At 59.3% G+C, this 24,048-nt stretch carries 25 protein-coding genes and 1 tRNA gene; 8 read left to right on the top strand and 18 right to left on the bottom strand.

What is annotated here, in order from left to right:
* Nucleotide 1 precedes the first annotated feature (1 nt).
* The 9 genes from EMQ_RS01135 to EMQ_RS01095 all read right to left on the bottom strand — a co-directional run bounded on the left by EMQ_RS01135 (nt 2) and on the right by EMQ_RS01095 (nt 8,584).
* On the bottom strand, nt 2-1,249 hold the full coding sequence (locus EMQ_RS01135) for an MSMEG_0569 family flavin-dependent oxidoreductase (RefSeq protein ID WP_018307615.1): 1,248 nt from the start codon (nt 1,247-1,249) through the stop codon (nt 2-4).
* Between the two features lie 14 nt (nt 1,250-1,263).
* A complete protein-coding gene (locus EMQ_RS01130; RefSeq protein ID WP_010666471.1) occupies nt 1,264-1,551 on the bottom strand; it encodes an MSMEG_0570 family nitrogen starvation response protein in 288 nt (95 codons plus the stop codon).
* Complete coding sequence (locus tag EMQ_RS01125) at nt 1,539-2,717, bottom strand: MSMEG_0565 family glycosyltransferase (protein ID WP_010666472.1); 1,179 nt, start codon at nt 2,715-2,717, stop codon at nt 1,539-1,541. Before EMQ_RS01125 ends, EMQ_RS01130 begins: the two co-directional genes overlap by 13 nt.
* Nucleotides 2,714-3,688 carry a sll0787 family AIR synthase-like protein gene (locus EMQ_RS01120; RefSeq protein WP_026199896.1) on the bottom strand — a complete coding sequence of 325 codons (975 nt, stop codon included), beginning with the start codon at nt 3,686-3,688 and terminating at the stop codon, nt 2,714-2,716. The genes EMQ_RS01125 and EMQ_RS01120 overlap by 4 nt, the downstream gene beginning before the upstream one ends.
* On the bottom strand, nt 3,685-4,248 hold the full coding sequence (locus EMQ_RS01115) for an MSMEG_0567/Sll0786 family nitrogen starvation N-acetyltransferase (RefSeq protein ID WP_010666474.1): 564 nt from the start codon (nt 4,246-4,248) through the stop codon (nt 3,685-3,687). The genes EMQ_RS01120 and EMQ_RS01115 overlap by 4 nt, the downstream gene beginning before the upstream one ends.
* On the bottom strand, nt 4,245-5,354 hold the full coding sequence (locus tag EMQ_RS01110; protein ID WP_010666475.1) for an MSMEG_0568 family radical SAM protein: 1,110 nt from the start codon (nt 5,352-5,354) through the stop codon (nt 4,245-4,247). Before EMQ_RS01110 ends, EMQ_RS01115 begins: the two co-directional genes overlap by 4 nt.
* Entirely contained in the window at nt 5,351-6,334 is a 984-nt protein-coding gene (locus tag EMQ_RS01105) for a Nit6803 family nitrilase (RefSeq protein ID WP_010666476.1), read from the bottom strand. The genes EMQ_RS01110 and EMQ_RS01105 overlap by 4 nt, the downstream gene beginning before the upstream one ends.
* A 24-nt stretch (nt 6,335-6,358) precedes the next feature.
* The gene (locus EMQ_RS01100) at nt 6,359-6,841 is read right to left on the bottom strand and encodes an MSMEG_0572/Sll0783 family nitrogen starvation response protein (RefSeq protein WP_010666477.1); all 483 of its coding nucleotides are present in this window, start codon (nt 6,839-6,841) and stop codon (nt 6,359-6,361) included.
* Between the two features lie 339 nt (nt 6,842-7,180).
* Nucleotides 7,181-8,584 carry an aminotransferase-like domain-containing protein gene (locus EMQ_RS01095; protein ID WP_010666478.1) on the bottom strand — a complete coding sequence of 468 codons (1,404 nt, stop codon included), beginning with the start codon at nt 8,582-8,584 and terminating at the stop codon, nt 7,181-7,183.
* 74 nt (nt 8,585-8,658) lie between these two features.
* Here EMQ_RS01095 and EMQ_RS01090 point away from each other — a divergent pair, with 74 nt between their 5' ends.
* The gene (locus tag EMQ_RS01090; RefSeq protein ID WP_010666479.1) at nt 8,659-9,351 is read left to right on the top strand and encodes a tyrosine-type recombinase/integrase; all 693 of its coding nucleotides are present in this window, start codon (nt 8,659-8,661) and stop codon (nt 9,349-9,351) included.
* A gap of 72 nt (nt 9,352-9,423) precedes the next feature.
* On the opposite strand, the gene EMQ_RS01085 is transcribed toward EMQ_RS01090, so the two are convergent.
* A tRNA-Ser gene (locus tag EMQ_RS01085) sits at nt 9,424-9,513 on the bottom strand.
* A 194-nt stretch (nt 9,514-9,707) separates the two neighbouring features.
* Complete coding sequence (locus EMQ_RS01080) at nt 9,708-10,748, bottom strand: lipid A deacylase LpxR family protein (protein ID WP_010666480.1); 1,041 nt, start codon at nt 10,746-10,748, stop codon at nt 9,708-9,710.
* Between the two features lie 430 nt (nt 10,749-11,178).
* Between EMQ_RS01080 and EMQ_RS17295 the strand changes: the two genes are divergently transcribed.
* The gene (locus EMQ_RS17295; RefSeq protein WP_026199897.1) at nt 11,179-11,895 is read left to right on the top strand and encodes a cold-shock protein; all 717 of its coding nucleotides are present in this window, start codon (nt 11,179-11,181) and stop codon (nt 11,893-11,895) included.
* Between the two features lie 119 nt (nt 11,896-12,014).
* Here the strand turns inward: EMQ_RS17295 and smpB are convergent, their stop codons facing one another.
* The 4 genes from smpB to EMQ_RS01055 form a co-directional block, all read right to left on the bottom strand.
* Nucleotides 12,015-12,509, bottom strand: a complete 495-nt coding sequence (gene smpB / locus EMQ_RS01070; protein WP_010668314.1) for an SsrA-binding protein SmpB — start codon at nt 12,507-12,509, stop codon at nt 12,015-12,017.
* A 2-nt stretch (nt 12,510-12,511) separates the two neighbouring features.
* Nucleotides 12,512-13,405 carry a 4-hydroxy-tetrahydrodipicolinate synthase gene (gene dapA, locus EMQ_RS01065; RefSeq protein ID WP_018307619.1) on the bottom strand — a complete coding sequence of 298 codons (894 nt, stop codon included), beginning with the start codon at nt 13,403-13,405 and terminating at the stop codon, nt 12,512-12,514.
* Nucleotides 13,406-13,479: 74 nt separating this feature from the next.
* Complete coding sequence (locus EMQ_RS01060) at nt 13,480-14,346, bottom strand: prephenate dehydratase (protein ID WP_018307620.1); 867 nt, start codon at nt 14,344-14,346, stop codon at nt 13,480-13,482.
* Complete coding sequence (locus tag EMQ_RS01055; protein WP_018307621.1) at nt 14,343-15,086, bottom strand: 3-deoxy-manno-octulosonate cytidylyltransferase; 744 nt, start codon at nt 15,084-15,086, stop codon at nt 14,343-14,345. Before EMQ_RS01055 ends, EMQ_RS01060 begins: the two co-directional genes overlap by 4 nt.
* A gap of 177 nt (nt 15,087-15,263) precedes the next feature.
* On the opposite strand from EMQ_RS01055, the gene EMQ_RS01050 reads away from it, so the two are divergent.
* From EMQ_RS01050 to EMQ_RS01030, 5 genes are all read left to right on the top strand, one after another.
* A complete protein-coding gene (locus EMQ_RS01050; RefSeq protein ID WP_010668837.1) occupies nt 15,264-15,734 on the top strand; it encodes a c-type cytochrome in 471 nt (156 codons plus the stop codon).
* 36 nt (nt 15,735-15,770) lie between these two features.
* A complete protein-coding gene (gene hisN, locus EMQ_RS01045) occupies nt 15,771-16,571 on the top strand; it encodes a histidinol-phosphatase (protein WP_010668838.1) in 801 nt (266 codons plus the stop codon).
* Between the two features lie 220 nt (nt 16,572-16,791).
* A complete protein-coding gene (gene serA, locus EMQ_RS01040) occupies nt 16,792-18,045 on the top strand; it encodes a phosphoglycerate dehydrogenase (RefSeq protein ID WP_010668839.1) in 1,254 nt (417 codons plus the stop codon).
* Between the two features lie 36 nt (nt 18,046-18,081).
* Nucleotides 18,082-19,578, top strand: a complete 1,497-nt coding sequence (locus EMQ_RS01035; RefSeq protein WP_010668840.1) for a YifB family Mg chelatase-like AAA ATPase — start codon at nt 18,082-18,084, stop codon at nt 19,576-19,578.
* A gap of 418 nt (nt 19,579-19,996) precedes the next feature.
* Nucleotides 19,997-21,160: an energy transducer TonB gene (locus EMQ_RS01030; RefSeq protein WP_026199898.1), complete on the top strand. Its 1,164-nt coding sequence runs from the start codon at nt 19,997-19,999 to the stop codon at nt 21,158-21,160.
* 309 nt (nt 21,161-21,469) lie between these two features.
* Here the strand turns inward: EMQ_RS01030 and EMQ_RS01025 are convergent, their stop codons facing one another.
* The 3 genes from EMQ_RS01025 to EMQ_RS01015 all read right to left on the bottom strand — a co-directional run bounded on the left by EMQ_RS01025 (nt 21,470) and on the right by EMQ_RS01015 (nt 23,079).
* Nucleotides 21,470-21,811, bottom strand: coding sequence for a hypothetical protein (locus EMQ_RS01025; protein ID WP_026199899.1), 342 nt, complete (start codon nt 21,809-21,811; stop codon nt 21,470-21,472).
* Between the two features lie 137 nt (nt 21,812-21,948).
* A complete protein-coding gene (gene secB, locus EMQ_RS01020; protein ID WP_010668727.1) occupies nt 21,949-22,449 on the bottom strand; it encodes a protein-export chaperone SecB in 501 nt (166 codons plus the stop codon).
* A gap of 90 nt (nt 22,450-22,539) precedes the next feature.
* Complete coding sequence (locus EMQ_RS01015; protein ID WP_010668728.1) at nt 22,540-23,079, bottom strand: histidine phosphatase family protein; 540 nt, start codon at nt 23,077-23,079, stop codon at nt 22,540-22,542.
* A gap of 205 nt (nt 23,080-23,284) precedes the next feature.
* On the opposite strand from EMQ_RS01015, the gene EMQ_RS01010 reads away from it, so the two are divergent.
* Nucleotides 23,285-23,962 carry a Tim44/TimA family putative adaptor protein gene (locus EMQ_RS01010; protein ID WP_018307623.1) on the top strand — a complete coding sequence of 226 codons (678 nt, stop codon included), beginning with the start codon at nt 23,285-23,287 and terminating at the stop codon, nt 23,960-23,962.
* The last annotated feature ends 86 nt before the right edge of the window (nt 23,963-24,048 follow it).

The raw sequence follows: 24,048 nt of genomic DNA, 5'->3' as shown, positions 1-24,048 counted from the left end.
TTCAGGCTACGGGCACGTCTTTGCCGGTGATCTGGCTAGCCAGCCACGCGGCGTCACGCGAGACACCGGAGAACCGCCCCGATCCCCATGTGTGCAGCCACGGCAGGCCGAGGAAGTAGAAGCCCGGCGCATCGGTCACGCCACGATGCCAGACGGGCTTGTTGGCTCCGTTGAAGACCGGCACGTCGATCCAGCGATAGTTTGGACGAAAGCCGATGCACCAGACGATCGAGGTGATACCGGCGGCCTTCAGGTCCAGCGGGGTGTTACTGCCATCGGGCTCCCAGACGGGCACGTAGGACGCTTCGGTTGGCGCACTGATGCCTTCGCGGGCGATATAGGCGTCGATGGATTTCTTGATGTCGGCATTCGTCTTGTCCGCATCATCAAGGTTTTCTTTCAGGTCCGGCGCGAAGTGCGCAATTTCGTCACGGATTGTCTCCAGCGTGCCATGCAGGCCCACGCCTTCCTTCGCGAACTTGCGCAGATCAAGGTCATGCCCACCATTTCGGCCCGTGACGTAATGATTGGTCTTGTCGCGTGCGCCGTCACGAAGAGGGTGATTATCCACCGTCAGGTCATAGAAGTGCATGTCTGCAAGCCAGTCCACCACGTCGCGGCCACGGTAAAAACGCGAGACACGCGGGGCGGACCCAACACAGAGATGGACCTTGCGTTTTTCAAAAAACAGATCCTCGACGATCTGCGCACCGGACTGACCGCTGCCCACGACCAGAACGGCCCCTTCCGGCAACTGGGCGGCATTGCGGTAATCCTGTGAGTGAACCTGAAAAATTGATGGATCGATCGCGCTGGCGTAACCGGGGATCACCGCGTCCTGATACGCTCCCGAGGCGATCACCACATGCTTTGCGTGCCAGGTCTCTCCGCCCGCCACCACACGATAGCCACCGGCCTCGTGACGTGTGATGGAGGTGACGGCTGTGTGTTCACGCAGCGGTGGGTTGAACGAATTAACAAAGCCTTTGACGTAGTCAATGATTTCCTGCTTCACCATGAAGCCGTGCGGGTCGCTCCCTTTGTAAGGATGGCCGGGAAGTTCGCATTGCCAGTTCGGTGTGACCAGGCAGAAATTGTCCCAGCGTTCATCGTCCCACGAATGGCAGGCCGTCTTTGCCTCAAAGACAATGTGCTCCACCTTCTCGCGGCAGAGATACCAGCTCATGGAGAGCCCGGCCTGTCCGCCGCCCACGATGATGACGGGAATGGTTTTTTCGTTCTGTGTCATAAGAATATTCCGTCTCAGGATCTGAAAGACAGGACGCGCACCTGCGCATCGGGTTGATTGAGAAAGGGCGCGCCGGCCTGTCGAATGGTGTGAAGCTGACCAAGGGCGCGGCTGCACGGGAAGCCGTAGCGCGCACGAACCCGCTCACTGGCTTCCGTCAGGGCCGTGTCCGCCTTTTCAAGAAACTCCCGGACCGGATAATCCTGACCGGGCGTGAAGTGGTCCCTTATGACCAGCGATGGGGAGTAACAGTCGGTCTCCTTCCCATCGGGCCAGCGCACGCGAAAGGTCATTTCGGGCATGATGACAAAACTCCTGAAGCAGGGACGCCAGCGTGCGGCAGCGCCGCGAGACGCCGGTATGCGGGGAGATGCCGACTGGCGACGCTGCGCCAGTCGAAACGGCGGGCCGTTGCGGGGCCGCTGACCCGGAAACGGGCCGGGCTCCGGACGCTCAGAGCGTCGCGCAACGCGCAGACAAGTGTTTCGGAACTCTCGGGCTGGCACCAGAATGCCTCGAGAGTATGAAGATGCTCCGTGAAAGGGGGTGCGGCCGGCACCACCACGGGGATTCCGCAGGCCAGAGCTTCGAGCGGGCACAGGCCGAAGCCTTCCGTCCTTGAAGGATAGGCCAGCACGGAAGACTGCCGATACAGTGCGGGCATATCGTCATCCGCAATCGTACCTGTCACAGTCACCGTGTTTGCCAGACTGCCACTCTGAATCTGCTCATCGAAAAGACGACGATAGTCGGAATGGTCCAGCAGGGACGCGCCTCCGGCAATCACAAGATGCAGATCGGACTGCTCCCGATACAGCATCTCAAAAGCTTCAAGAAGAATAAGCGTGTTTTTTCGAATCTCGATCCCGCCGACCGACAGCACAAGACGTGCGTTCCGCGGAAGCCCATACCGTGCGCGAAGTTCCTGATCGCGCAGACCGGGCTCCGGAAAAAACCTTGTCAGATCGACACCATTCCCCACCACAGGGGCATGCCGCCCGTATTCGGTGAGGAGCGTGTCCTCCCAGAGCTGACTGACCGTGAAAAGTTCGGTCGCAGCCGTCAGGCCCCGTGTCTGGCGAGCCGCGAGACCGGGGTGGGAGAAACGGTCCAGATGATGAACCGTGCGGGCAAAGCCCGGTATCTGCCCCTCTTCCACCAGATCGGCCAGCGCATTGGCGCTGATCGGGTCCTGCGCATGCAGCACGTCAAAATGCTGCCCGCGCAGTGCGTCTCTGATCTCGCCAATACGACGCTCCACCAGTGCTGGCAGGTCAGGCACAGATGCGGCCGGGATGCAGCGTGTGGCGCAGCGGGGCGTGCGGAAGAAACCGGCTCCTATCACGTCCGGTGCGATCAGCGTTGCGTCATGACCCGCGTCACACAGGGCTTCCGCCAGAGCCATGCCGTGCACCACACCGCCGCGCGGATTGGTCGAATGAGTCAGAATGCCAATGTACAGTCTCATGGTGCAAACCCCATGAGCGGCGTCCGTGCGAGATCCCAGAAGGTTTCTTTCTCGTCCGCCCATGTGACATCCAGCCGCTGCGTGCTGTCACACTGCCCGATGACAGAAGCCGCAATATCACGCCCACGAAACCGGGCCATGATCGCTTCGGCATCTTCGGGGCGCGCCGTGAGCAGGTAGCCATAGCTGGGGAATGCGGAGAGCCAGCGCGCCATAGGCGCGTCATCGGGGCGCGGAATGTCATCGAGCGCGATAGTCATGCCCACGCCCGAACATTCGGCCAGCATGAGGGCGGTGCCCAGCAGTCCGGCCATGCTGATGTCCTTGGCGGCGCGGCTCAGCCCATCCTCGGCTATGCACGGAAGAAGTTCGAGATCACCCCGCAGACGTGCCGCCCCGTCGGTGCCGCACAGGGCGGAGCTTGCATCCCAGAACGGATGCGGGTCGTGCCAGCGGCCACGCAGGTCGATGGCGGCGATCAGAACCTCGCCCGGTCTTGCATCGAAGCTGGTCAGCAGATGACGGGCACGGCCGAGGATCGCCACCGACAGCGAGTTATGGGTGCTGCGCATGTTGGTGTGTCCGCCAACAACCGGCACGCCATAGGTGCGCGCACCTTCATGCAGACCGGTCAGAATGGACGCGGCCGCCTCGGACGTATCGCTCCACAACGCATCCACCACGGCCACGGGACGACCACCCATCGCCGCGATGTCGCTGACATTGACCATCACACCACAATACCCGGCAAACCATGGCATTGAGCGGACAAAGCTGTCCTGAAAGCCCTCGCTGGCCAGCAGGAGATAACCATCACCATCAGGGATCGCAGCGCAGTCATCGCCAAGCCGGATAACGTCCGGGCTGACAGGTTTCAGGATTGCCGCAGTTTCGGCGATGTCCTGTTTACCCACCAGGGCGCGACCGTTCCGGAGCGTGTTCAGCAGTGTGGTGAGTGCGTGTGCCATCACGCCACCTGTCGTATCCGGGGCTGCGGACGCAGCAGCCAGATCTGATCCAGACCGTGTGCCGGATAGCGTGACAGATCGGCCTCCATATCGTGATGCGGCAGACCATGCAGCGTGACGACGCCGAGGCTCTTCCAGTGCAGGCGGCGGAAGAACAGCACGTTCTGCTCCTGCACCTGAGCCAGAAACCGCGTGGCCCCAAGCCCATGCGCCGTGCTGACCGCCATCCGGATAAGTTCCGCCCCTATCCGCCCCAGCTTGCGGTGATCTTCATGCACAGCCAGACGGGAACCACGCCAGATGCCGGGTTCAGCTTCATGGATGCGCACCGCTCCCACAACCCGGTCCGGCATCCCCGCCATACAGCAGGCGGCGATGATGGGAATGGCGACATCATCGATTGCGTCGCGGTCATCCTCTGTAAAAACATGCTGCTCACGACAGAACACTTCGCGACGGAGCGCGTGATAGCCAGCGCACTCCCATGGCGTGCGGGCAAGACGCACGACATATTCCGTCGGAATAAACGGCCGGTCTACCACGCCTTCGAGGATCGCGGTCATTGTTCATACGCCGAAAGCGAGGAACAGGCGCCGCACCGGCCACATCCGGCCCGGATGTCGGTGGATTTCATGCTGGCTTCCCGCAACATCCGCCCAAGCGGCGCCAGAACGGATTTCATGAAATCGGCTGAAGGCGGAACATGATTTTCCAGCGGGGTGCCGGAGATAGGCACGAACGGCACCACAAAGGGATACACCCCCAGCGTAATCAGCCGTTCGGCCAGCGCCAGAATGTCCTCGGCGCTGTCGCCAAGACCGGCCAGAATATAGGTATTGACCTGCCCACGTCCGAAGATTGGCACAGCGCTGGCGAAAGCGTCCATATAGCGATCGACGCTGATTGTCGCCTTACCGGGCATGATCTTCTCGCGCACCGCCTGCGTAGCGGCTTCGAGATGCATCCCCAGACTGTCGGCCCCAGCATCGCGCAGACGCTGGAACCAGCCGTGATCGCGTGGCGGCTCGCATTGCACCTGAAGCGGTAGATCCACCGCCGCCTTGATGGCGCGGGCAGAGTCCGCCAGCACGGCTGCACCCCGGTCCACCACGTTAGGCGTGCCGGTGGTCAGCACCATGTCGCGCACGCCGTCCAGTTCCACGGCGGCTTTGGCGACCTCGGCCAGCTGTGCTGGCGTCTTGTAGGCAATGGTGCGATCAGCCTCCAGTGACTGGCCAATGGCGCAGAACTGGCAGGACGTGCGCCGGTCGGCGTAGCGGATGCAGGTCTGGTGCACCGTGGTCGCCAACGTGTCACGGCCATGCAACAGCGCGATCTTCCAGTAGGGAATACCGTCTGCCGTGCTCAGCCCGTAAAAGCGCGGGGCAGCCGGAAAATGGATTGTGCCCAGCGTCTGACCGTCACGCAGCAGCGTGCTGACGCCGCTCTGGTCAGGCGGACTGGCCTGAAACGGAGACCGCTGCGCGCCAGATGTATAGACCGGAACCATGACAGTCTGACCCGCGATGGTGATTGTCTTGTGATCCGAAGGACCAGCTCCGCCCTTGCGAGCGATGCCGCCAATATCTTCGCCGATCTGAAGCCCGAAGGACTGCAGATCCGTGACGAGCTTACGACCGGAAAGCGTGCCGAGTGTTGGTACAGTCATAGCTTGGCCTCGTCATTGGAGGGACCAATCGGCTCAACAGCTCCGTGCTCACCGACATAATGCACCGTGCGCGCCGGACGCCGGTCCTGAAGCAGACTCAGCAACTCGGGGCGTGCGTAATGGCCCACTGAGTCCATCATCCGCTTGCGCTTGGTGATCAGGGCGAAATCGAGATCGGCAATCACCATCCCCTCGCCTTCTGTCAGCGGTGTGCCGAGCAGTTTCCCTTCGGGGGAGACAATGGCCGTAAAGCACCCACCACGCAGCGGCCCTTCCAGCGCGGGATCGCGGGCGATCTCCGTGATCTGCTCTTCCGTCAGCCAGCCCGTGGCGTTTACGACAAAGCAGCCGGACTCCAGTGCATGATGCCGGATGGTAACTTCCATCTGGTCGGCAAAGATCTGCCCAACCAGCGAACCGGGGAACTGGGCGCAATGGATTTCCTCGTGCTGGGTCATCAGCGCATAGCGGGCGAGCGGGTTGTAATGCTCCCAGCAGGCCAGCGCGCCGATACGACCGGCGGCACTGTCCACCACTTTCAGCCCTGCGCCATCGCCCTGTCCCCAGACCATCCGCTCATGGTAGGTGGGCGTGATCTTGCGGCGTTTGAGAAGGATCTCACCTGTCGCATCAAAGATGATCTGCGTGTTGTAAAGCGTGCCGAAATCGCGCTCGTTTACACCCAGCACGACGACCATGCCGGTGTCACGCGCGGCTTCGGCGACCATGTCGGTGACCGGACCAGGAATGACGACGGCGCGCTCGTAAAGTTCCAGATGTTCGCCGCCGAAACAGAAAGCCGGCTGGATGAATGAGAAATAGGGATAATAGGGCACGAAGGTTTCAGGAAAGACCGCAAGCTTCACACTTTTTTCGGCGGCATCGCGGATGGCCTGACAGACTTTCCGGGCAGTTCCCAGACCATCATCGCCAAGGACGGGACTGATCTGGATCGCTGCGGCGCGAACGATACGGGACATGGCGTGCGGTCCTTCCTTCGGCCTTCAGAGAGTCCAGGTATTGAGGATGAAGGCGTTGTCGCGCCGGGCCAGCAGGATGATGTCCAGCACGTCCTGCGGGTTGATCGGCGTGATGCCGGGGATCAGGTTCTGCTCGCCGTAGCCATAGAGAGCCTGAAGCGCGAAGCGACAGGCATAGACTTTACCGCCCTCTTCAAGGATTTTCGCGATCTGCTTGTTGCAGTTCATGTGCCCCGGAAAGGCTTCGTCGCCCAGACGGGGAAAGCCGCGCTGCACTCCAAGGGTGACACCCGGCCCATACAGCAGCACCGACGTCTCGAAACCTTTACGGATCAGACGAGTGGCCTGCAGAAGATTTACGAACCCGACCGAGCCTTCATTGGCAACGGTGTGGAAGGTGATAAGGGCTTTTTCGCCGGGTTTGGCTTTGACGTCCTCAAAAACCTTGTTTTCATAATCGACGAAGCAGTCGCCATCTTTGTACGGAGCGTGTTCGACTTTCGGCATGGTATGTCTCCCGTGTGCTGCGGTCTCCAGCGAGAAGCCGGAGCTGACCGCTTTGCCGAAACGAACGTGACATGGGATGATGGGGAGACAAAATATTGTATGCCTGATCTATGCATGACAAACGACGCAAAGCATGTGACAGACCTGTTTCCAGCCAAGACAGATCCATACAAAAAGCATTAACGGGCATGACAATCGGAAGAAAATTGAATACCTCTTTGTTTTATAAGGATATTTATTTCACGCATTCGTGAACCGAAAGCGATTTTGTTTTTCGCGCGGTCGCGAACAGCCTCTGGGAATCAGGCGATTCCAACCATTCCTGATCGTGCTGTCAGGTCACACAATATCGGCAAAACCGGGAGAACGCTTGTGCTGCAGGACTGACAGGACCCCATGCAGGGATTCCTCAAGGCTTGCGGCGTCAGGTGCACTGCCCAAGGCGATCCGTGCGCGCTGCGGGGGCTCACCGCTGATGGCAAAAACGGTGCTGGGCACCAGCGCCAGACCGCGCCTGCGGGCATAGGCGACGAAATCCGCGCTGCCCCACCAGTCCGGCAGTTTTAACCAGACATGCGGTCCGTCGGGGTTCATGCAGTGCCCTTCCCCAAGCACCTTCCGGGCAATCGACTGGCGCAGACGCAGTTCCTTCTGGATAGCGTGCAGAATTGTATGCGCCTGCCCTGTCTGCATCCACCGTGCCGTGAGCGCACTGAGCAGACCGGCATTGGTGAGAGCTATAGCCCGGATCGCCGCCGTAACGCGCCGGGTCATGTCCGCGTTGGGCAGGGCGACATACGCCGTGCGCAGGCCCGGACTGAGTGTCTTGGCGAGAGTAGCCACGTAGCTGACACGGTTATGGTCGAGGGCCGCCAACGCAGGCAGCGGATTGTCCATCAGAAGACTGTATGGATCGTCTTCAGCAATATGCAGATGATGGTGCTGGGCGACCTTCAGGATGTCCTTGCGCCGTTGCAGGGACATGGTGGCCGTGGTGGGATTGTGGATGGTCGGGATGCAGTAGAGCAGTCGGGGATGATGCTCGGCGCAGACCCGATCAAGCTGATCCGGCATCATGCCTTCCATGTCGCTGTCCACACCGACCAGAATAAGATCAAACTGCGCCGCGATGGTCCGAATACCGGGATAGGCGATGCGGTCGGTGACAATGACATCGCCGGGCTGGGTATGCGTGCTGACAATCGCCGCAAGCGCACTCTGGGCGCCCGGTGAGACAAGGATTTCATCCGTGCGCCGCTGCCCGATGACGGGCGCGATCCATTTTGCGCCAAGCTGGCGCTCCTCCAAAGTGCCGCCCGTTACCCGATAGGACATCAGGCTGTTCAGATCCTGCTGTTTCAGGATAGTGGTAATGTCACTCTGGATGATCCGTTGCAGAGGCGGATCCTGCGGGATCGGCGGCAGATTCATGGTCAGATCGACCACAGCTGGTCCCGTATGGCGCCAATGGCTCTCCCCGGCACCGACACGAACGAACGTGCCCCGGCCCACCGTCGCGTCAATCAGGCCGCGCCGCCGAGCCTCGGTGAACGCTCGGGTCACAGTCGTCAGATTGGTACCGAGATACTCCGCAATCGTTCGCTGTGGCGGCAACCTGTCTCCTTCCCGCAGATCACCCTTGCGGATGGAAAGAGCCAGTGCGTCCGCGATCGTCAGGTAGATCGCATTCGGGCTTCGACTGATCTCTGCTTTCCAGCGGGCGAGATAGGGGTATGCGGACATAGAGTGAAGCTTCCATACAATGGAAAGATTACCATTTGAACATAACCCGCACAATCAACGCAATTACGATACCAATGTCCGGCAACGCTTGGGTGATCGTCTCTACCATGGGCAGGGATTCACCAACCACCGGGGCGCGCATACTTATTATTTTGCGCCTGCTGGCGCAGTATGGAATCAGCATCGGCTGGCTGGAGAATGATGCGACGGTTGGCATTAAGCCTCCAAAAATGAACGCCTCGCAGGGCATCCACTCATGGAGCGATGAAGAGATTGACGCATATGAGAGGAGGTGGCCATCCGGAACCTATCAACGGCTCACATTCGCACTTCTGCTTTACACTGGGCAGACGCGGTCTGACGCGGTGCGGATTGGGCCAGACAATATCCGCGATGGAATGATCTACGTCCGGCAGCAGAAGACGAAGACAGAATTGTTCATTCCCATTCATCCCACGCTGCAGATCGAGATCGACCAATGGAGCGGAAACTCAAAGACGTTTCTCACTGGGGCGCGAGGCAACGCTCTCTCGGCGAATGGTTTCTACAATGTCTTCAAAGACTGGTGCCAAGAAGCAGGGCTGCCGGATAACTGTTCGCCTCATGGGCTCAGGAAAGCGGTTGCTCGAAGGCTGGCTGAAGCAGGCTGCTCGCCGCATGAAATCGCCGCCATCACTGGACACAAAACGCTGTCAGAGGTCAGCCGATATACCCGCGCCGCGTCACAGCAAAAGATGGCCGAAACCAGCGTGAAGAAATTGCGCTGATTGTCTAAGGCTGATTTTTAATTGTCTAAGGATGTAATTATTTTGCGGTATTCTGCGGAACAATCCAAGGTATGGCGGATGGGGTGGGATTCGAACCCACGGAACGCTTGCACGTTCGCCGGTTTTCAAGACCGGTGCCTTCAACCGCTCGGCCACCCATCCAAGGAAGAAACGCCATACGGTGACGGGCTTATGCGACAAAAACCCGTCAAACGCAATAACCTGATCGGGCCTCATTTCATTGCGTGAGACCTGATCTTTCTGGCCGGAATATCATAATAACCCGGCACATTCCTGCTGTCCGGCACTATAAGACGGGAACGTCAACAGGAGGTATACTCTGTCCCTAACTTCAATCAGAATTTGGCGGAAACGTTGAGCGAGCCATAGTTGAACAGACCAGAGCGGGCCGTTGTGAATTCCTGTGTCTGCCACACCTGACTGTAGGACACTCTCAGACCGTAAAACATGACGGCGACACCGGCATGAATTTCGCCCACATCCCATTTCTTGTTCACATGCGGTGAGTTCTTCCGGAGCGTGTTGCCTTCCAGCGTCGCATCATAGGCAACGGCGTTGCCCGTCACACCGCCGAAAAAATACCACGCGACAGGACGCGTCTGCTTGTAGGCATCCGTGCCGTCCGTTCCCGCGCCAATGGTCGGAACACCGAAATCACTGTCGAGTCCCTGACCGAAACGGAACGTATCGCCGATTGTGCCCGCGATACGATAATCACCGATGCGGGCCGCTGCAGCTGGCAGCATATCAAAGGACAGCCCGTTGGAACCGCCAATCGTTCCCAGAGGTAGCCGCCAGGTCCGGCCTGCCTGAACCTGAAAGATGGGTTGGTTGGCGAGTTGATGGCGCCATCCCAGATTTGATGTGTCGCCGATTGCGCCATGGAACCCGTTCTGGAGCTGTCTGCCCAGAGCGTCCGGTCCCATGACGCCCAGCTGAATGCCAAACACGCTCCGCGACAGATCCGTGTCGTTGATCATGTTGATGGTGCCAAGCAGCAGCCCGGCATAGGGCCGGTCACGTGGAGAGGGATTCGGAGTCTGCGTGTTGCTTGGCGTAAAGATCAGCTGCTGCACACCCAGACTTATGCGCTGCATCCCCTCACCGAGGAGCGTTCTGTTGATCATCGCGAACGGGCCCGGCAGGTTATCAGTGCCCGACGTCCAGTTAATCCTCAGACCACTGGTATAATACTGGTCGGAGGTTCCTTTCAGCGTCGTCACCGCATCATTTTCGCCCTGTATCGTCCAGGTGCCCTGCTTGTCCTGAAGAGGCGTCGCATGGGCCCGGGAGAAACCTGATGCGCCCAGTGCTGTCCCTATCAAAAGCGCCAGAGGTTTCTGAAGAGGAAGACGGCGTGCTGGACGAGAGAGCATATTTCCGATTCTCCGCATGACCGCTCATCTCAAACGGTATGGTTTGGCTTTATCTTCTCTGTGTGTGCCGTGAAAAATGTCAATGCAAAAGCCCTCCCGGCTATTTTGTCCTCCAAAACTCACGTTTTCGTGTTTTTCCAAGACACCAACGAGGGCGTTTTTTCGGTTGCAGCGGTCCGAAAAGGCTATCGTTGCAAGAAATTCATCCCGAGGAAGGGTAAATTCGCAAAAAGGCAGTAGCGTTCGCCTCTGTCCTTATGCTTTTCTTCTTTCTGTCCAGACCGCCTTCAAACGGGATGGGCGCCGGACCCAGGATGAGACATCGTACATCAAAACAGAGCACCATATCTGGGGCGCTGTTTCTCCCGAGCCGGTTTTATTCACAGCGCGATACAAAAATTTCGCCAGTCAGACCTCGGGATCAAGACCGTTGAGAAGTAACAGGACCGACCGCAGCTCCCGCTCCCCCCGCCGCGGCGGATTTGACGATGATTTCATGAGCGCGCCGTCGCCATATGATCGTGGAAACTCATCTCCTTATGGTGGTGACCGCGGTGGCAACAGTGGTGGTTATGGAGCGCCCCGTCGGGCAGCAGGGCCGCAGGTGATCGCATCCGGACCGGAAATTGAAGCCACAGTGAAGTGGTTCAACGGCGAGAAAGGCTTCGGCTTTGTCGAACTCGTCGATGGTTCAGGTGACGTATTCCTCCATGCCAACGCACTTTCACAGGCAGGCCACGACAGTGTCAGCCCCGGTGCCACGCTTCAGGTTCGCATCGGACAGGGCCCCAAGGGCCGTCAGGTCGCTGAAGTGATCTCCGTTGACGAAAGCACGGCCCAGCCGGAGCGTCCGCGTCAGCCGGGTGGTTTCGGTGGCCCGCGTCAGGGCGGCTTTGGTGGTGGGCGCTCTCCGCGTCCGGCTCCCGACCTGTCCAACGCTGAAGATATCCGTGGCATCGTAAAGTGGTACAACGCCACAAAGGGCTTCGGCTTCATCACACCGGAAAGCGGCGGCAAGGACATCTTCGTTCACGCTTCCGCTTTGGAGCGCTCAGGCGTCCAGACGCTGAACGAAGGTCAGAGCACCAACGTGAAGGTTGTTCAGGGCCAGAAGGGTCCAGAGGCTGCTGAAGTTTCTTTTGACTGATCCCGAACGGAACAGGCGTCTGTGAAAACAGACGTCTCTCCATAAAAATACCGCCGCCTCAATGAGGTCGGCGGTATTTTTATATCTAACGCAGAAAAGCTTTCAGAAAGACGCGGAACTCAGTACTCGCGGCCCTTGTTTCGCATGAGCCGCGCCTTGTCGCGCTGCCAGTCACGTTCCGCAATGGCGTGACGCTTGTCCTCTTTCTTCCGCCCCTGCCCAATTCCCAGCGTGATCTTGGCCAGTCCACGCGCATTGAAGTGGATATCCAGCGGCACGAGGCTGATACCATCCCGGGCCACTTCTCCCAACAGGCGATCAACCTGCTTGGCGTGCAGAAGCAGTTTGCGCGGCGCACGCGAGTCGAAACGTGACAGCACCCCACCCTGATATTCCGGGATATAACTGTTGAAGAGCCAGATCTCTCCATTCCGCTCGCCTGCATAGGCTTCCGTGATCGTCGCCCGACCGAACCGCAGGCTCTTCACCTCCGGCCCCTTCAGAACAATCCCGGCCTCAATCGTGTCGATAATTGTATAATTGAAGCGGCCCTTTTTGTTCTGCGCGGCAATGCCGTGCGAAATCAGGCCTGACTTCTTTGCTGCCTTTGCCATGATCAGCCCAGCAGCCCAGCTTCCGTCAAAGCCGCCCGGACGGTCGCCCGTGTGTCATTTGAAACTGGGACAATCGGCAGACGGCAGGTCTCACCCGCCAGACCAAGCAATGAAGCAGCATATTTCACGGGGCCGGGGCTGGTTTCACAGAACATGGCGTCGTGAACCGGCAGCAGACGATCCTGAAGCGCCATGGCTTCCTTCACCTGCCCTGCCCGCCACAGACTCTGCACTCTGGAGCAGAGAGCCGGAGCGATGTTCGACGACACACTGATGCAGCCATCGCCACCGGCGGCAAGGAAGGACACAGCCGTACCATCTTCACCGGACAACTGGTTGAAATGCTTGTTCGTCACGGCACGACGCACCTGAAGCGGACGCAGCAGGTTGGCGGTCGCGTCCTTCACACCAACGATGTTGCCATGCGCAGCGAGACGCGCCGTGGTCTCAACTGAGATATCAACCACCGAGCGGCCGGGAATATTATAGAGCATGACCGGAATCCTGATGGCATCAGCCACAGCCATGAAATGCCGGTAAAGTCCTTCCTGTGTCGGCTTGTTATAATAGGGCGAGACCACCAGAACCGCAGACGCACCAGCGGATTCCGCATGCTTGGCCAGATCGACCGCTTCCGCCGTACTGTTGGAGCCAGCGCCCGCGATGACAGGCACACGCCCTGCCGACACATGCACTGTCCGCTCGACAATCTTGTGATGCTCTTCGTGTGACAGGGTGGGGCTCTCACCGGTGGTGCCCACAGGCACCAGGCCGGAAATTCCCTCTGCAATCTGCCATTCGACAAGCCGGTCAAAGGCCGGAAGGTCGAGCGAGCCATCGCGATTCATCGGAGTAATGAGGGCCGTAATCGCCCCCGTGAACATGGCTTCGGTCATTGGCTTTTCTTCTTGTCGTCCGACGCTGCAAAACTCAGGTGTGGCGGTCAGTATGCCACGAATGATGGAAACTGTCAGGCCACCCCGGTTTTCTTCAGCTGCCGGAAAGGCGACTGGGGATAGACCCCGAGAATACGGAAACGTGCGGAAAAGAACTCCAGTTCCGCAAGCGCCTGCTTCAGGTTCGGCCTGTCAGGCCGTCCTTCAACATCAAGCAGGAATTGGGTCGCGGCGAACGATCCGTCAAGCATGTAGCTCTCAAGACGCGTCATATTGACGCCATTGGTCGCAAATCCGCCCAACACCTTATAGAGAGCACCCGGTTCATTGCGGACATTGAACAGGACCGTGGTCATGATCGGTCTGTCTTCCGGCAGCGGCAACGGCTCGCGCGCGGCGATGTAGAAGCGGGTCGTATTGTGCTTGGCGTCTTCGACATTGCGCTGAAAAATTGTCAAACCATACAAGGTGGCGGCAAGCTCCGATGCCACTGCCACATCCTCTGCCCGCCCCCACTTCGCCACAAGCTCAGCGGCTCCGGCCGTGTCGAATTCGGCGACAGGCGTCAGATTCAGATCCCTGATCATTCCCCTCACCTGCGCCAGCGCCACGGGATGAGTGTGCACCTTCTTAGCCTGCTCCAGCGTCGCGCCCGGTACGCCCATCAGACAATGCTCCACCCGCTGGAAGTGTTCGCCGACAATATGCAGTCCGGCTTCCGGCAGCAGTGCATGAATATCCGGCACACGACCGGCCAGATTGTTTTCGCAGGCCAGCATGGCCAGATCCGCCTTGCCGTCATGCACAGCGGCAATCGCGCCAGCGAAAGTCTCGCAAGGGACTGTTGTCCAGCCGGGATAAGCCGTGCGGCAGGCAAGATCGGAATAGGCACCGGGGCGTCCCTGAAAGGCGATCCGCCCGTGCGAGTGTCCGGCCGTCACAGCTGCTCTCCCAAAATCCGACGCGCTCTTTTCAGATCATCCGGCGTATCGACACCGAACGGCGCTTTTTCCACGCGTGCACACCCAATAATCATGCCGTTTTCCAAGGCTCGCAACTGCTCCAGACGCTCTCTCTTTTCCAGCGGAGACTCCGGCAGCGCCACAAAGCGCTCAAGCGCCTGACGACGCCAGGCATAGACCCCGATGTGATGCCACAGTGGCCCTGCGCCCCACGGAATGCAGGACCGGGAAAAATACAGCGCGCGTGTGCTCTGCGTGTCTTCCGAAACAAACGCGCAGGCAACCTTGACCACTGATTCAGCCTTCGCTTCCCGCTCTTCTGTTATGGGCGCGACCAGTGTGCCGATGTCCGTCGCCGGATCCTGCAACGGGAGCAAAGCGGCCTGAAGCGTCACCGGGTCCAGCCCCGGCAGATCCCCTTGAAGATTGACGATCACATCATGCTCGCCAGTCGGATCGACCTCGCGCAGGGCTGCATGCACACGGTCCGAACCCGACGCCAGATCAGGATCGGTCAGAACCGCCTCACCGCCCGCCTGCCTCACCACATCGACAATTTCCTGTTCGGCGGCCGCCACGACCACACGCCCGACTGCCGCTATCCGAGCGCGTTCGAGCACATGAAGAATCATGGGGCGTCCTGCAATGTCGGCCATCGGTTTACCCGGTAGACGTGAGGACGCCATGCGGGCGGGAATGATGACGATCGGGCTGATCATTGCAGCGTATGGAAACCTGAGAGTGGGAGAAAACGGCGTGTATTCAGCCGATGGCTTCACATGAAGCGGGGCGCACTCTAGGAAAGACAGTCGATTGACGCAACAGTACCCCGAAACACCTGTCGAACGGTCTTTTCCGGCGGGTTCGGAGCGGCAGACAGGGACGCCTTCTCACCAATGGACTTCGCGGCAGCCAATCGTGGGGCTTTTGTCATCCTTCTCGTCGCGGCGATGATGGGTGCCTCGTGGCTCACCGGGTCCATGGTGATCCCTGACCGTCTCCCCACCCGACCGGTCATTGTTACACCGGAAGATGACCCGGCAGCACCATTCCCCACAGGCAATGTCGAAAATGGCGCCATTCTGGCCAATGCGATCTGCTCCCGCTGCCACAGCTTCACGCCCTCTGCTCAGGACACCGCCGGTCCTTCCCTGTTCGGCGTGTATGGTCGCCCCACCGGCAGACAGCCGGGCTATACCTATTCCAGCAGCCTCGTTTCTCTCGGTGGTCAGTGGGATGAGGCCCGGCTGAACGCCTGGCTGCGAAACCCGGCGGCCTTCAGTCCCGGCACGCGGATGTCATTTCGCGGTCTCCCAGACATCAACGGGCGCGCCGATATCATCGCTTGGCTCAAAACCCTGCACTGACAGAAAAACGTCCTTCAACCAGAACGGAAATCGCTCATGTCCCACGATCTCGACCAGCTTGTCAGAACGGCTCACGCGCTCGCAGACGTGGCCGGGGCCGTCATCCGCCCCTTCTTCCGCTCCCGCCTCGCCCCCTCCGACAAAAGCGATGAAAGCCCGGTCACAATTGCCGACCGCATGGCCGAGCGGGTCATGCGCGCCCAGCTTGCCGAACTGCATCCCGACCATGCGATTCTGGGTGAGGAATTCGGTCTGCACGAAAGCACCAGCGGCTATCAGTGGACGCTCGATCCCATCGACGGTACCCGCGCCTTCATCACGGGACGTCCGACGTTTGGCACACTGATTTCGCTCTCCTTCGAGGGCAAGCCGATCATCGGCATCATCGATCAGCCCGTCACCGGTGAACGCTGGATCGGCGTGGAAGGTCGCCCAACGCTGTTTCGCTCCGGATTCGGGGAGCCGTCCGGTTTCGCTCCCATCACGACCCGCCCGTGCGCCAGTCTGGCGGAAGCCGATCTTTCCTGCACATCACCGGAAATGCTGGAAGACGCGCCTCGTCCCGTATGGAACACACTGAAAGCCGCTGCCAAGCGGGTCAGTTGGGGAGGCGATTGCTACGCTTATGGTCTGCTGGCTGGCGGGCATATCGATGTCATCGCGGAGTGCGATATGAAGCCATGGGACTGGAGCGCTCTGGTCCCCATCGTGGAAGGCGCCGGTGGAATCATGACCGACTGGAATGGCCAGACATTGCGTCACGATGGGGATCGTACCGTGCTCGCCACTGGCAACCGGGCTCTTCACGAAGCGGCAGTCGCCTGCCTTCGTTCCTGATAACACTGGTTTCCACACACCTTCGGAGTGCGCCGTGCAGGTTAATTTCCGCTTCGCGGGAAACGTGCTATGAGGGCGCACCCGTTAGGTTGCCTTCCCCGGCAACTTCGTCTGGATGCTTTGTCCGTGAGGATTTCCCATGATCCTGCAGGCAGAAATTAAGCTGCTCCGGGCAATGCCAAATCTGGCCGGGGCCGCTTTAACAGCACGAGCGAACTGAATGACACCTCATCTGTCCCTCCCGAAGGACAAAATCCGCATCCTGCTTCTTGAGGGCGTACACGACAGTGCTGTCGCGCTCCTGAAAGCCAGTGGCTATGAGAGCGTCACCCGACACAAGGGCGCCCTTGAAGGCAATGCCCTGAAAGAAGCCCTTGAGGGTGTGCATGTAGTGGGCATCCGTTCCCGCACGCAGCTGACCCGTGAAGTTCTCGAAGGCGCTGACCGCCTGTTCGCCATCGGTTGCTTCTGCATTGGAACAAACCAGGTGGATCTCGACGCTGCCCGCGAACTGGCGATTCCCGTCTTCAACGCCCCCTACAGCAACACACGCTCTGTCGCTGAACTGGTGATGGGTGAAATCGTGATGCTGCTGCGCCGGATCTTCCCGCGCTCGGTCGGCTGCCACGAAGGCAAATGGGACAAATCCGCGACCAACAGCTGGGAAGTCCGCGGCAAGACGCTGGGCATCATCGGCTATGGCTCGATCGGCTCACAGCTTTCGGTTCTGGCCGAAGCTTTCGGTCTGCGCGTCCTCTATTTCGACGTCGTCGACAAGCTGCCGCATGGCAACGCAACGGCCTGCGATACACTTGAGACACTTCTGTCCGAGAGCGACATCGTCAGCCTGCATGTTCCGCAGCTCCCCAGCACAAAGAACATGATCGGCGCGGAGCAGATCCGTCAGATGAAGCCGGGCTCCTTCCTCATCAACAACGCCCGCGGCAACGTGGTCGATCTTGATGCGGCAGCCGAAGCCCTGAAATCCGGTCACCTTCTGGGTGCGGCCATCGACGTGTTCCCGGTCGAGCCGAAAGTGGCTGGCGAGCAGTTCGTCTCTCCGCTGCGCGGACTCGACAACGTGATCCTCTCCCCGCACATCGGCGGTTCAACCGTCGAGGCTCAGGAGCGCATCGGTGTTGAAGTCGCCCGCAAGCTGGTCGAATACTCGGACATCGGCTCCACTCTGGGCGCTGTAAATTTTCCGAGCGTGCAGCTTCCGCAGAGCCCGCGCGGCACCCGCTTCATGCATGTGCACCACAACCTTCCCGGCGTGATGTCGAAGATCAACGACATCTTCTCCAACGAAGGCTGCAACGTTACGGCGCAGTATCTCCAGACAGACGGCGAGATCGGTTATGTCGTGGTTGATGCCGAAACCGGCGGAAACGACGACAAGGACATGCATCTGCTGTCTCTGCTGCGGGAACTGAAAGGCACCGTGCGCGCACGCCTGCTCTATCAGGGCACCTGACGCCCTGCTGCGGCGCGTGTTGTCCCGGGAAAGCTGATGATCAACACGCGCGTCCGTGCTTTTGCTTTTTCAGGGATCACGGCCGTTCCGGTCTGGGTGGAAGTCCAGATCGCGAACGGCCTTCCCGCTTTTCTGATTGTAGGACTGCCTGACAAGGCGGTTGGTGAAGCGCGCGAACGTGTCCGCGCCGCCATGACCTCCATGGGTCTGGCCCTTCCTCCCAAACGAATCCTCGTCAATCTGGTGCCTGCCGATCTTCTCAAGGAAGGCTCGCATTTCGATCTGCCCATCGCCCTCGCCGTGCTGGCGGCCATGGAAATCATCCCGATCGAGGAGCTCGGACGTTATGCCGCTCTGGGAGAACTGTCTCTCGATGGCCGCATCAACCGCGTCCCGAATGTCATCTCCGCCTCACTTGGTGCCGCAGAAATGGAACTCGGCCTGATCTGTCCCGCCGTGCAGGGTAGTGAAGCGCTCTTCGGCGGCAATTCCGATATTCTCGCCGCGCCGGATCTTGTCGGACTGGTGAATCATTTTCGCGGCGAGCAGGTTCTATCGCCTCCGGTTTTTTCCGCCACCGAAGAAATCGCCCACTCATTCCCGGACATGGCCGACGTAAAGGGAATGGAAGTCGCAAGGCGGGCGCTGGAAATCGCCGCTGCCGGTGGCCACTCCATCCTGATGTCAGGCGCGCCGGGTTCTGGAAAATCCATGCTCGCGGCCCGTCTGCCCGGCCTGCTGCCAGACCTCACGCCATCGGAAGCGCTGGAGGTCACCCGTATCTACAGCGCTGCGGGGATCATAAGCGAAGACGGCGGTCCCGTTCGCCGGCCACCCTTCCGTGACCCGCATCACTCGGCCAGCCAGCCGGCACTAATCGGTGGCGGAGCCAAGGCAAAACCGGGTGAAATCAGTCTGGCTCACCGTGGTGTTCTTTTTCTGGACGAGCTTCCGGAATTCTCACGACAGGCTCTGGAATCCCTGAGACAACCGCTTGAGACCGGCCAGACGACAATTGCCCGCGCCGCCGCTCACATCACCTACCCTGCCCGCTTCCAGCTCGTAGCCGCGATGAATCCCTGCCGGTGTGGTTATCTTGGCGACGCCAGCCGGGAATGTCGCAAAGCGCCTCGCTGTGGAGAAGATTATCTCAACCGTCTTTCCGGCCCACTACTCGATCGTATGGATCTGTGGGTCAGCATGCAGCCGCTCTCACCGGTCGACATGATGACAGCGCCTGCCGGAGAAAGCTCCGTCACAATAAGGGAACGCGTAGCGGCTGCGCGAAATTTCCAACATGCACGGGGACAGGCCGTTCGCAATGCGGAAGCCAATCCGGATCAATTTGAGCTTGAGAATGACGCCAGATCGTTGCTGACGGATGCGGCCAGAAAACTGCGCCTGTCAGCACGTGGCTTTACCCGGCTATTGCGCGTGTCCCGCACGATAGCGGATTTTGAAGCCGCTCCTCTCATCGGGAAACAGCACGTTGCTGAAGCGGTTAGCTTCAGGCACCGCAGCCGCCTGTCCTGAAGAGCGGCTTCCAGTCCCGCCTTCATGCGGAAATCCACTGAAGGCGGGAAAGGGCCGTCAATCAGAGATCGCTAAGAGCGCCTTTGACCTTGAGCTGCTGCGCCTTGCCTTCAGCCTCAAGCTCGGGAGTGTCCGTCGCCTTGCCGATGCCTTCCTTGACGCTGCTTTTCGTTTTCCCCTCATCCTTTGAAAGGGATGTATTTTCTCAACACAACATTGTCTGCGTGGTTTCATCCGGATACCGGAAGAAAACCTCTCCCCTCCCGCTCGCAAAGGAAGCAGACAGCATCGTCAAGATACGTGACATTTTGATAAGCAACAGAGGGGTAGTCATGCTTCCCTCCCGATGGCAATGTGCGGTAACAGTCCCTGAATACCAGCACTTCTGATTTCTTCTTCCGGAGACATGTTCACCTCCATGACGGCGTCGCCACGGCCTTCAGCTACGCCCGGAACGAAGAAAGAGCCCTTGCTCGTCGGTACCGGGAAACAGCGGGATACCTCCAAAACAAGACATGCAGCTCTGGAAGAGGAAACCGATGCCGCGGGTCGTATCGGTCTGCGCCCGGCGTTCATTGCGAAAACGGGAGCGTATCGTAACCTCAAATCCGCTAAAACACCGCTCTCCCCCCGGCAGGTTTTCGCGGATCCCGATCTGCTGTTCATTTTTCTGTTTTCCGCGCTTCTTCATGCGCTTCTGCTGGCCTTCGCCATCTACATGTCGCTGTATCACGCCCCTCGCGGCAACCCACAGGCGAGTGAAACCGGCTCAGTGGACATGATGTTTGTCACGCCGCCGGCAGAAAGCGGCATGAAAGGCGAGCACTCGGACCAGCAGGCAGGCGGAACGTCCGCGACAAAGTCATCGCAAAGCAGCGAAGCACAGCCCGAACAGTCCGAAGCTGCTGAAGGCACGGATCGCCCCACTCCGGAAACACCCGCAGCCCCGCCAATACCGGAGGCTCCATCGGACGAAAGCTATCCGAAACCGGCCAATGAAAACGCTCCGGTCAACCCGGCCTCCAACAAGGCAGGCAAGGCCAGCCGCCAGACAACAAAGCAATCCGCACCGCGCAAGCAAACTGCCCGACAGACGCCAACCCACCAGCGTGCCCCGTCGCCCTTTGATTCCATGACCGATCTGTCACTGGACCAGTCATCAGCGCCTCCACGCCCACGTCACCACGGTCGTACGGGCGGGTCAGGCGGCCCGATCGACCTGTCTCTTGGGCCACTGGTGCAGAACGGCAAGCTGAACACGCCATTCGCCACCCGCAGCACCGTGCGCGGCGTCAGCGATGATTACAGCGAAGAAGTCGATCGCTGGATCAGACGGCATATGTATTATCCGGAAGAAGCCGCCCAGAACGGCGAGGAAGGCCCGTCTTCCGTCCATGTTGTGCTGGACCGGTCAGGAAATGTACGGTTTGTGCGTCTGACAAACCAGTCAGGCTCCTACCTGCTTGACGCAGCCACGACCGGCATGTTCCGTAACGCCCATCTTCCACCCATTCCGCCAGGAATTACGGGCGATCATTTCGATCTGGATGTGACGGTGAACTACATTCTGATCCGTCATTAACGATGGCGCTTATATCTGGGATCATTGAACAGGGATCTGGTGTCTCTGTTCTTTGCTTTTTCCGGTTTAACCACACAGGAGAGGAGAACTCGCGGGCTCTTGCGCGGCAAAAAAGCGGTTATCCTGACTGTAATTACCAAAGCAGTCGTCAGTTTCTGATGAGCAACCGATGATCTCACATTCCTTAAACAGACAATGAAGTAACGCTCTGCGCCTTAACTTAATAAGCCGGCATCAAAGGGACCACGTGCCCTTGTGGAGTTTGGGACAACGCCCTGAAAACTAATCGCCTCGGCAAGCGACGGTCTCTCAGCGGCAAACACGCCGGCTGTTATCGGACGCGATATAAGTCTGGGTCGCAGGATCAAAACAGGCGTTCTGCGTGCAGGCCCCGCCATTGGTCAGCGGCTGCGGATAAATCGCCTGCCCCATGGCGTTCGCTTCGCGTGCGGAAGTTCCGCAAAGCGGCGTGTTAACTGGAGCAGAAGGATCATTCACTAGCACCTGCCCCTCTGGCGGCGGCGTTTCCGTGACAGTGCCCGGCGGGAATGTCTGGGGAGGAATACGGCCGGAATGGGCAGCAGAGGTGGCATCAGGATGATTGGCACATCCAGAAAGGCCAAAGGAAGAGAACACCAGCGCCGTCGCCATCAGACCCACATGAACAGCCTGAAACCGGTTGCGGGATGAAAGATGGGCCATGCGGTCTGCTTCCTCTAGTCTGTCATATCAAACATCTGCCGCAGGGAACGACTGATGGAAATTTTCGTTCCCTGCAACAGGACAAATCAGGCGTGGCCGACTGTCTGGGATGCTTCGGCGCGGCGAGCCTGCCACAGGGCTACAAAGTCAATCGGCTGCAGCACAACCGGCGGGAAACCGCCATCACGCGTGACATCGCCCAGAATGTTGCGGGCAAACGGGAAGATCAGACGCGGCACTTCAACCAGCAGCAGAGGCTCGACCAGTTCAGCCGGCGGGTTGTTCAGCGTGACAACAGCTGCATAGGTCAGCTCGGCAATGAACACCTTGCGGCCAGCCGGACCACCTTCGGTAGCGGGCGCTTCGTCCGCTTCAGCCTTGATTGTCAGGGCGACTTCAAAATGCGGCTGATCGTTCTGGAGACGATTGGCCTGCACGTCGATATTGACGGAAATCTGGGGAGCAGCCGTCAGAGCCGTGAAGATCTCGGGACCATGCGGCACTTCGAAAGACAGGTCCTTCGTGTACTGAAGATTGACGGCAAGCGGGAGAGCCGGCGGAACGCCCTGAGTCATGGTGTCAGACATGGTGGTCCTTTTTCCTTCATATTCGGACGAATTCGCCCTTGTGTAGTGCCCGGCGGTAGCATGACGAACCCCGTTCGCCAACCGTCCGCTTCAGGAGATGGCAGGCGGCACGGTCGGATCAAGTCTGAACCATGAACCGTTCTCAACGCTGCTTCGGGTAAACGCCAGTAAAAATGCCCAGTGGGAAACCACCAGCGTGTCACGCCACATCGGCGAGGCCGCCATTTCGGCGCGGAACAACGCGGCCCGTTCCTCCACGGCCTCCGGAGACTCGATGGCGGAACTCCACCACATTTCATCCAGTCCCGAGAAATCGAGCTCGGGCCAATTCAATGCCAATGCGGCAGGCGGACTGCCTATATCGCAGGAGAAAGCAGCACGCTCCCGGATCAGAGGATTGATGGTCGGCGTAATGTTCAGCGCACGGGCAATCGGTTCTGCGGTCTGCAGAGCCCTTGTATAAGGAGAGACAATAATGTGTCTGATCCCCTCGCCCACCAGCGCCTGAACAAGCTCTTCCGCCTGTTTCTCTCCCTTCTCGGAGAGAGGCGGATCGGCAATGCCGGGATCCTTTCGGGTCGCGGTGAAAAGCCGGTTGAACTCGGACTGACAATGGCGAAGAACGATCATGGCTTCCCAGATAGGGGTAACGTGCCCCTGTCCGCAATGGCGGACAGAGCAGAAAAGCAGCCTGTCACCCGGACATGAATGTCGTGTTATCGAAGCAAATATGAGCAGGGTCATTGCATGGCAGGAGAGCGGACCTTATTCTAGGTAATTGATTTCTTTTGCCGGGCGACAACCGCCCCGGCATCCATGTTGGGTGGCATTGCTGATGGACGGCTCTCTCGGCCATTTTCCGGTCGATATTGTAATTTTCGCGCTGATTGCAGCCTTCCTTGCCCTGCGCCTGCGCAGTGTTCTCGGCAAGAAAGTCGGCTTCCAGATCGCACCCATGCCGCCTCCGGCACAGCAAGCGCCTGCAGGACCGGTTATTGATGGCAAGGCTGAGCCAGCTCCTGACACGCGTCTCGATATCCCAGGTCCCAACACCCGGGTTGGTTCCATTCTCGCTCAGGTCGCCCAGAAGGAATCCGGCTTTGTTCCCCAGCAGTTCATGACGGGCGTTGAAGGCGCCTTCCGACAGGTTGTCGAAGCCTACGCAACGGGCAACCGTAATGTGCTCAGGGAGCGCCTGACTCCCGACGCCTATACTGCTTTTGACGCAGCCATCACGGCACGCGAACAGGCGGACGAAACCCAGAAGAGCGCAATTCGGGGGATCGACAGTCTGGCAATCGAGGATGTCCGTCTCGCTGATGGCCCTGCCGGAACAGCAGCCTCCATTGATGTGCGCATTGTTTCCGACCAGATCAGCCTTCTTCTGGACAAGGACGGAAAGCCTGTCACCGGCACCGATGCCGTGACCGAATTCTCCGATCTCTGGACATTCGAGAAACTGCTCGGTGTCGCCGGCTCAAGCTGGCGACTTGCGGCGGCCCGGAGTGCGTGAAGTCCAGAACTGACGGCGCCTCTGCGAGGAAAGCGGAAACCGAAAAAGCCTCCCCGCTTCCCCGCACCCGCCGGTATCACATTGGT

It is taken from the genome of Acetobacter aceti NBRC 14818, from assembly GCF_000193495.2.
In the GTDB taxonomy this organism is placed as follows: domain Bacteria; phylum Pseudomonadota; class Alphaproteobacteria; order Acetobacterales; family Acetobacteraceae; genus Acetobacter; species Acetobacter aceti.
Note: the sequence above shows the minus strand (reverse complement) of the source record. Positions and strands in the feature narration are given on the sequence as shown.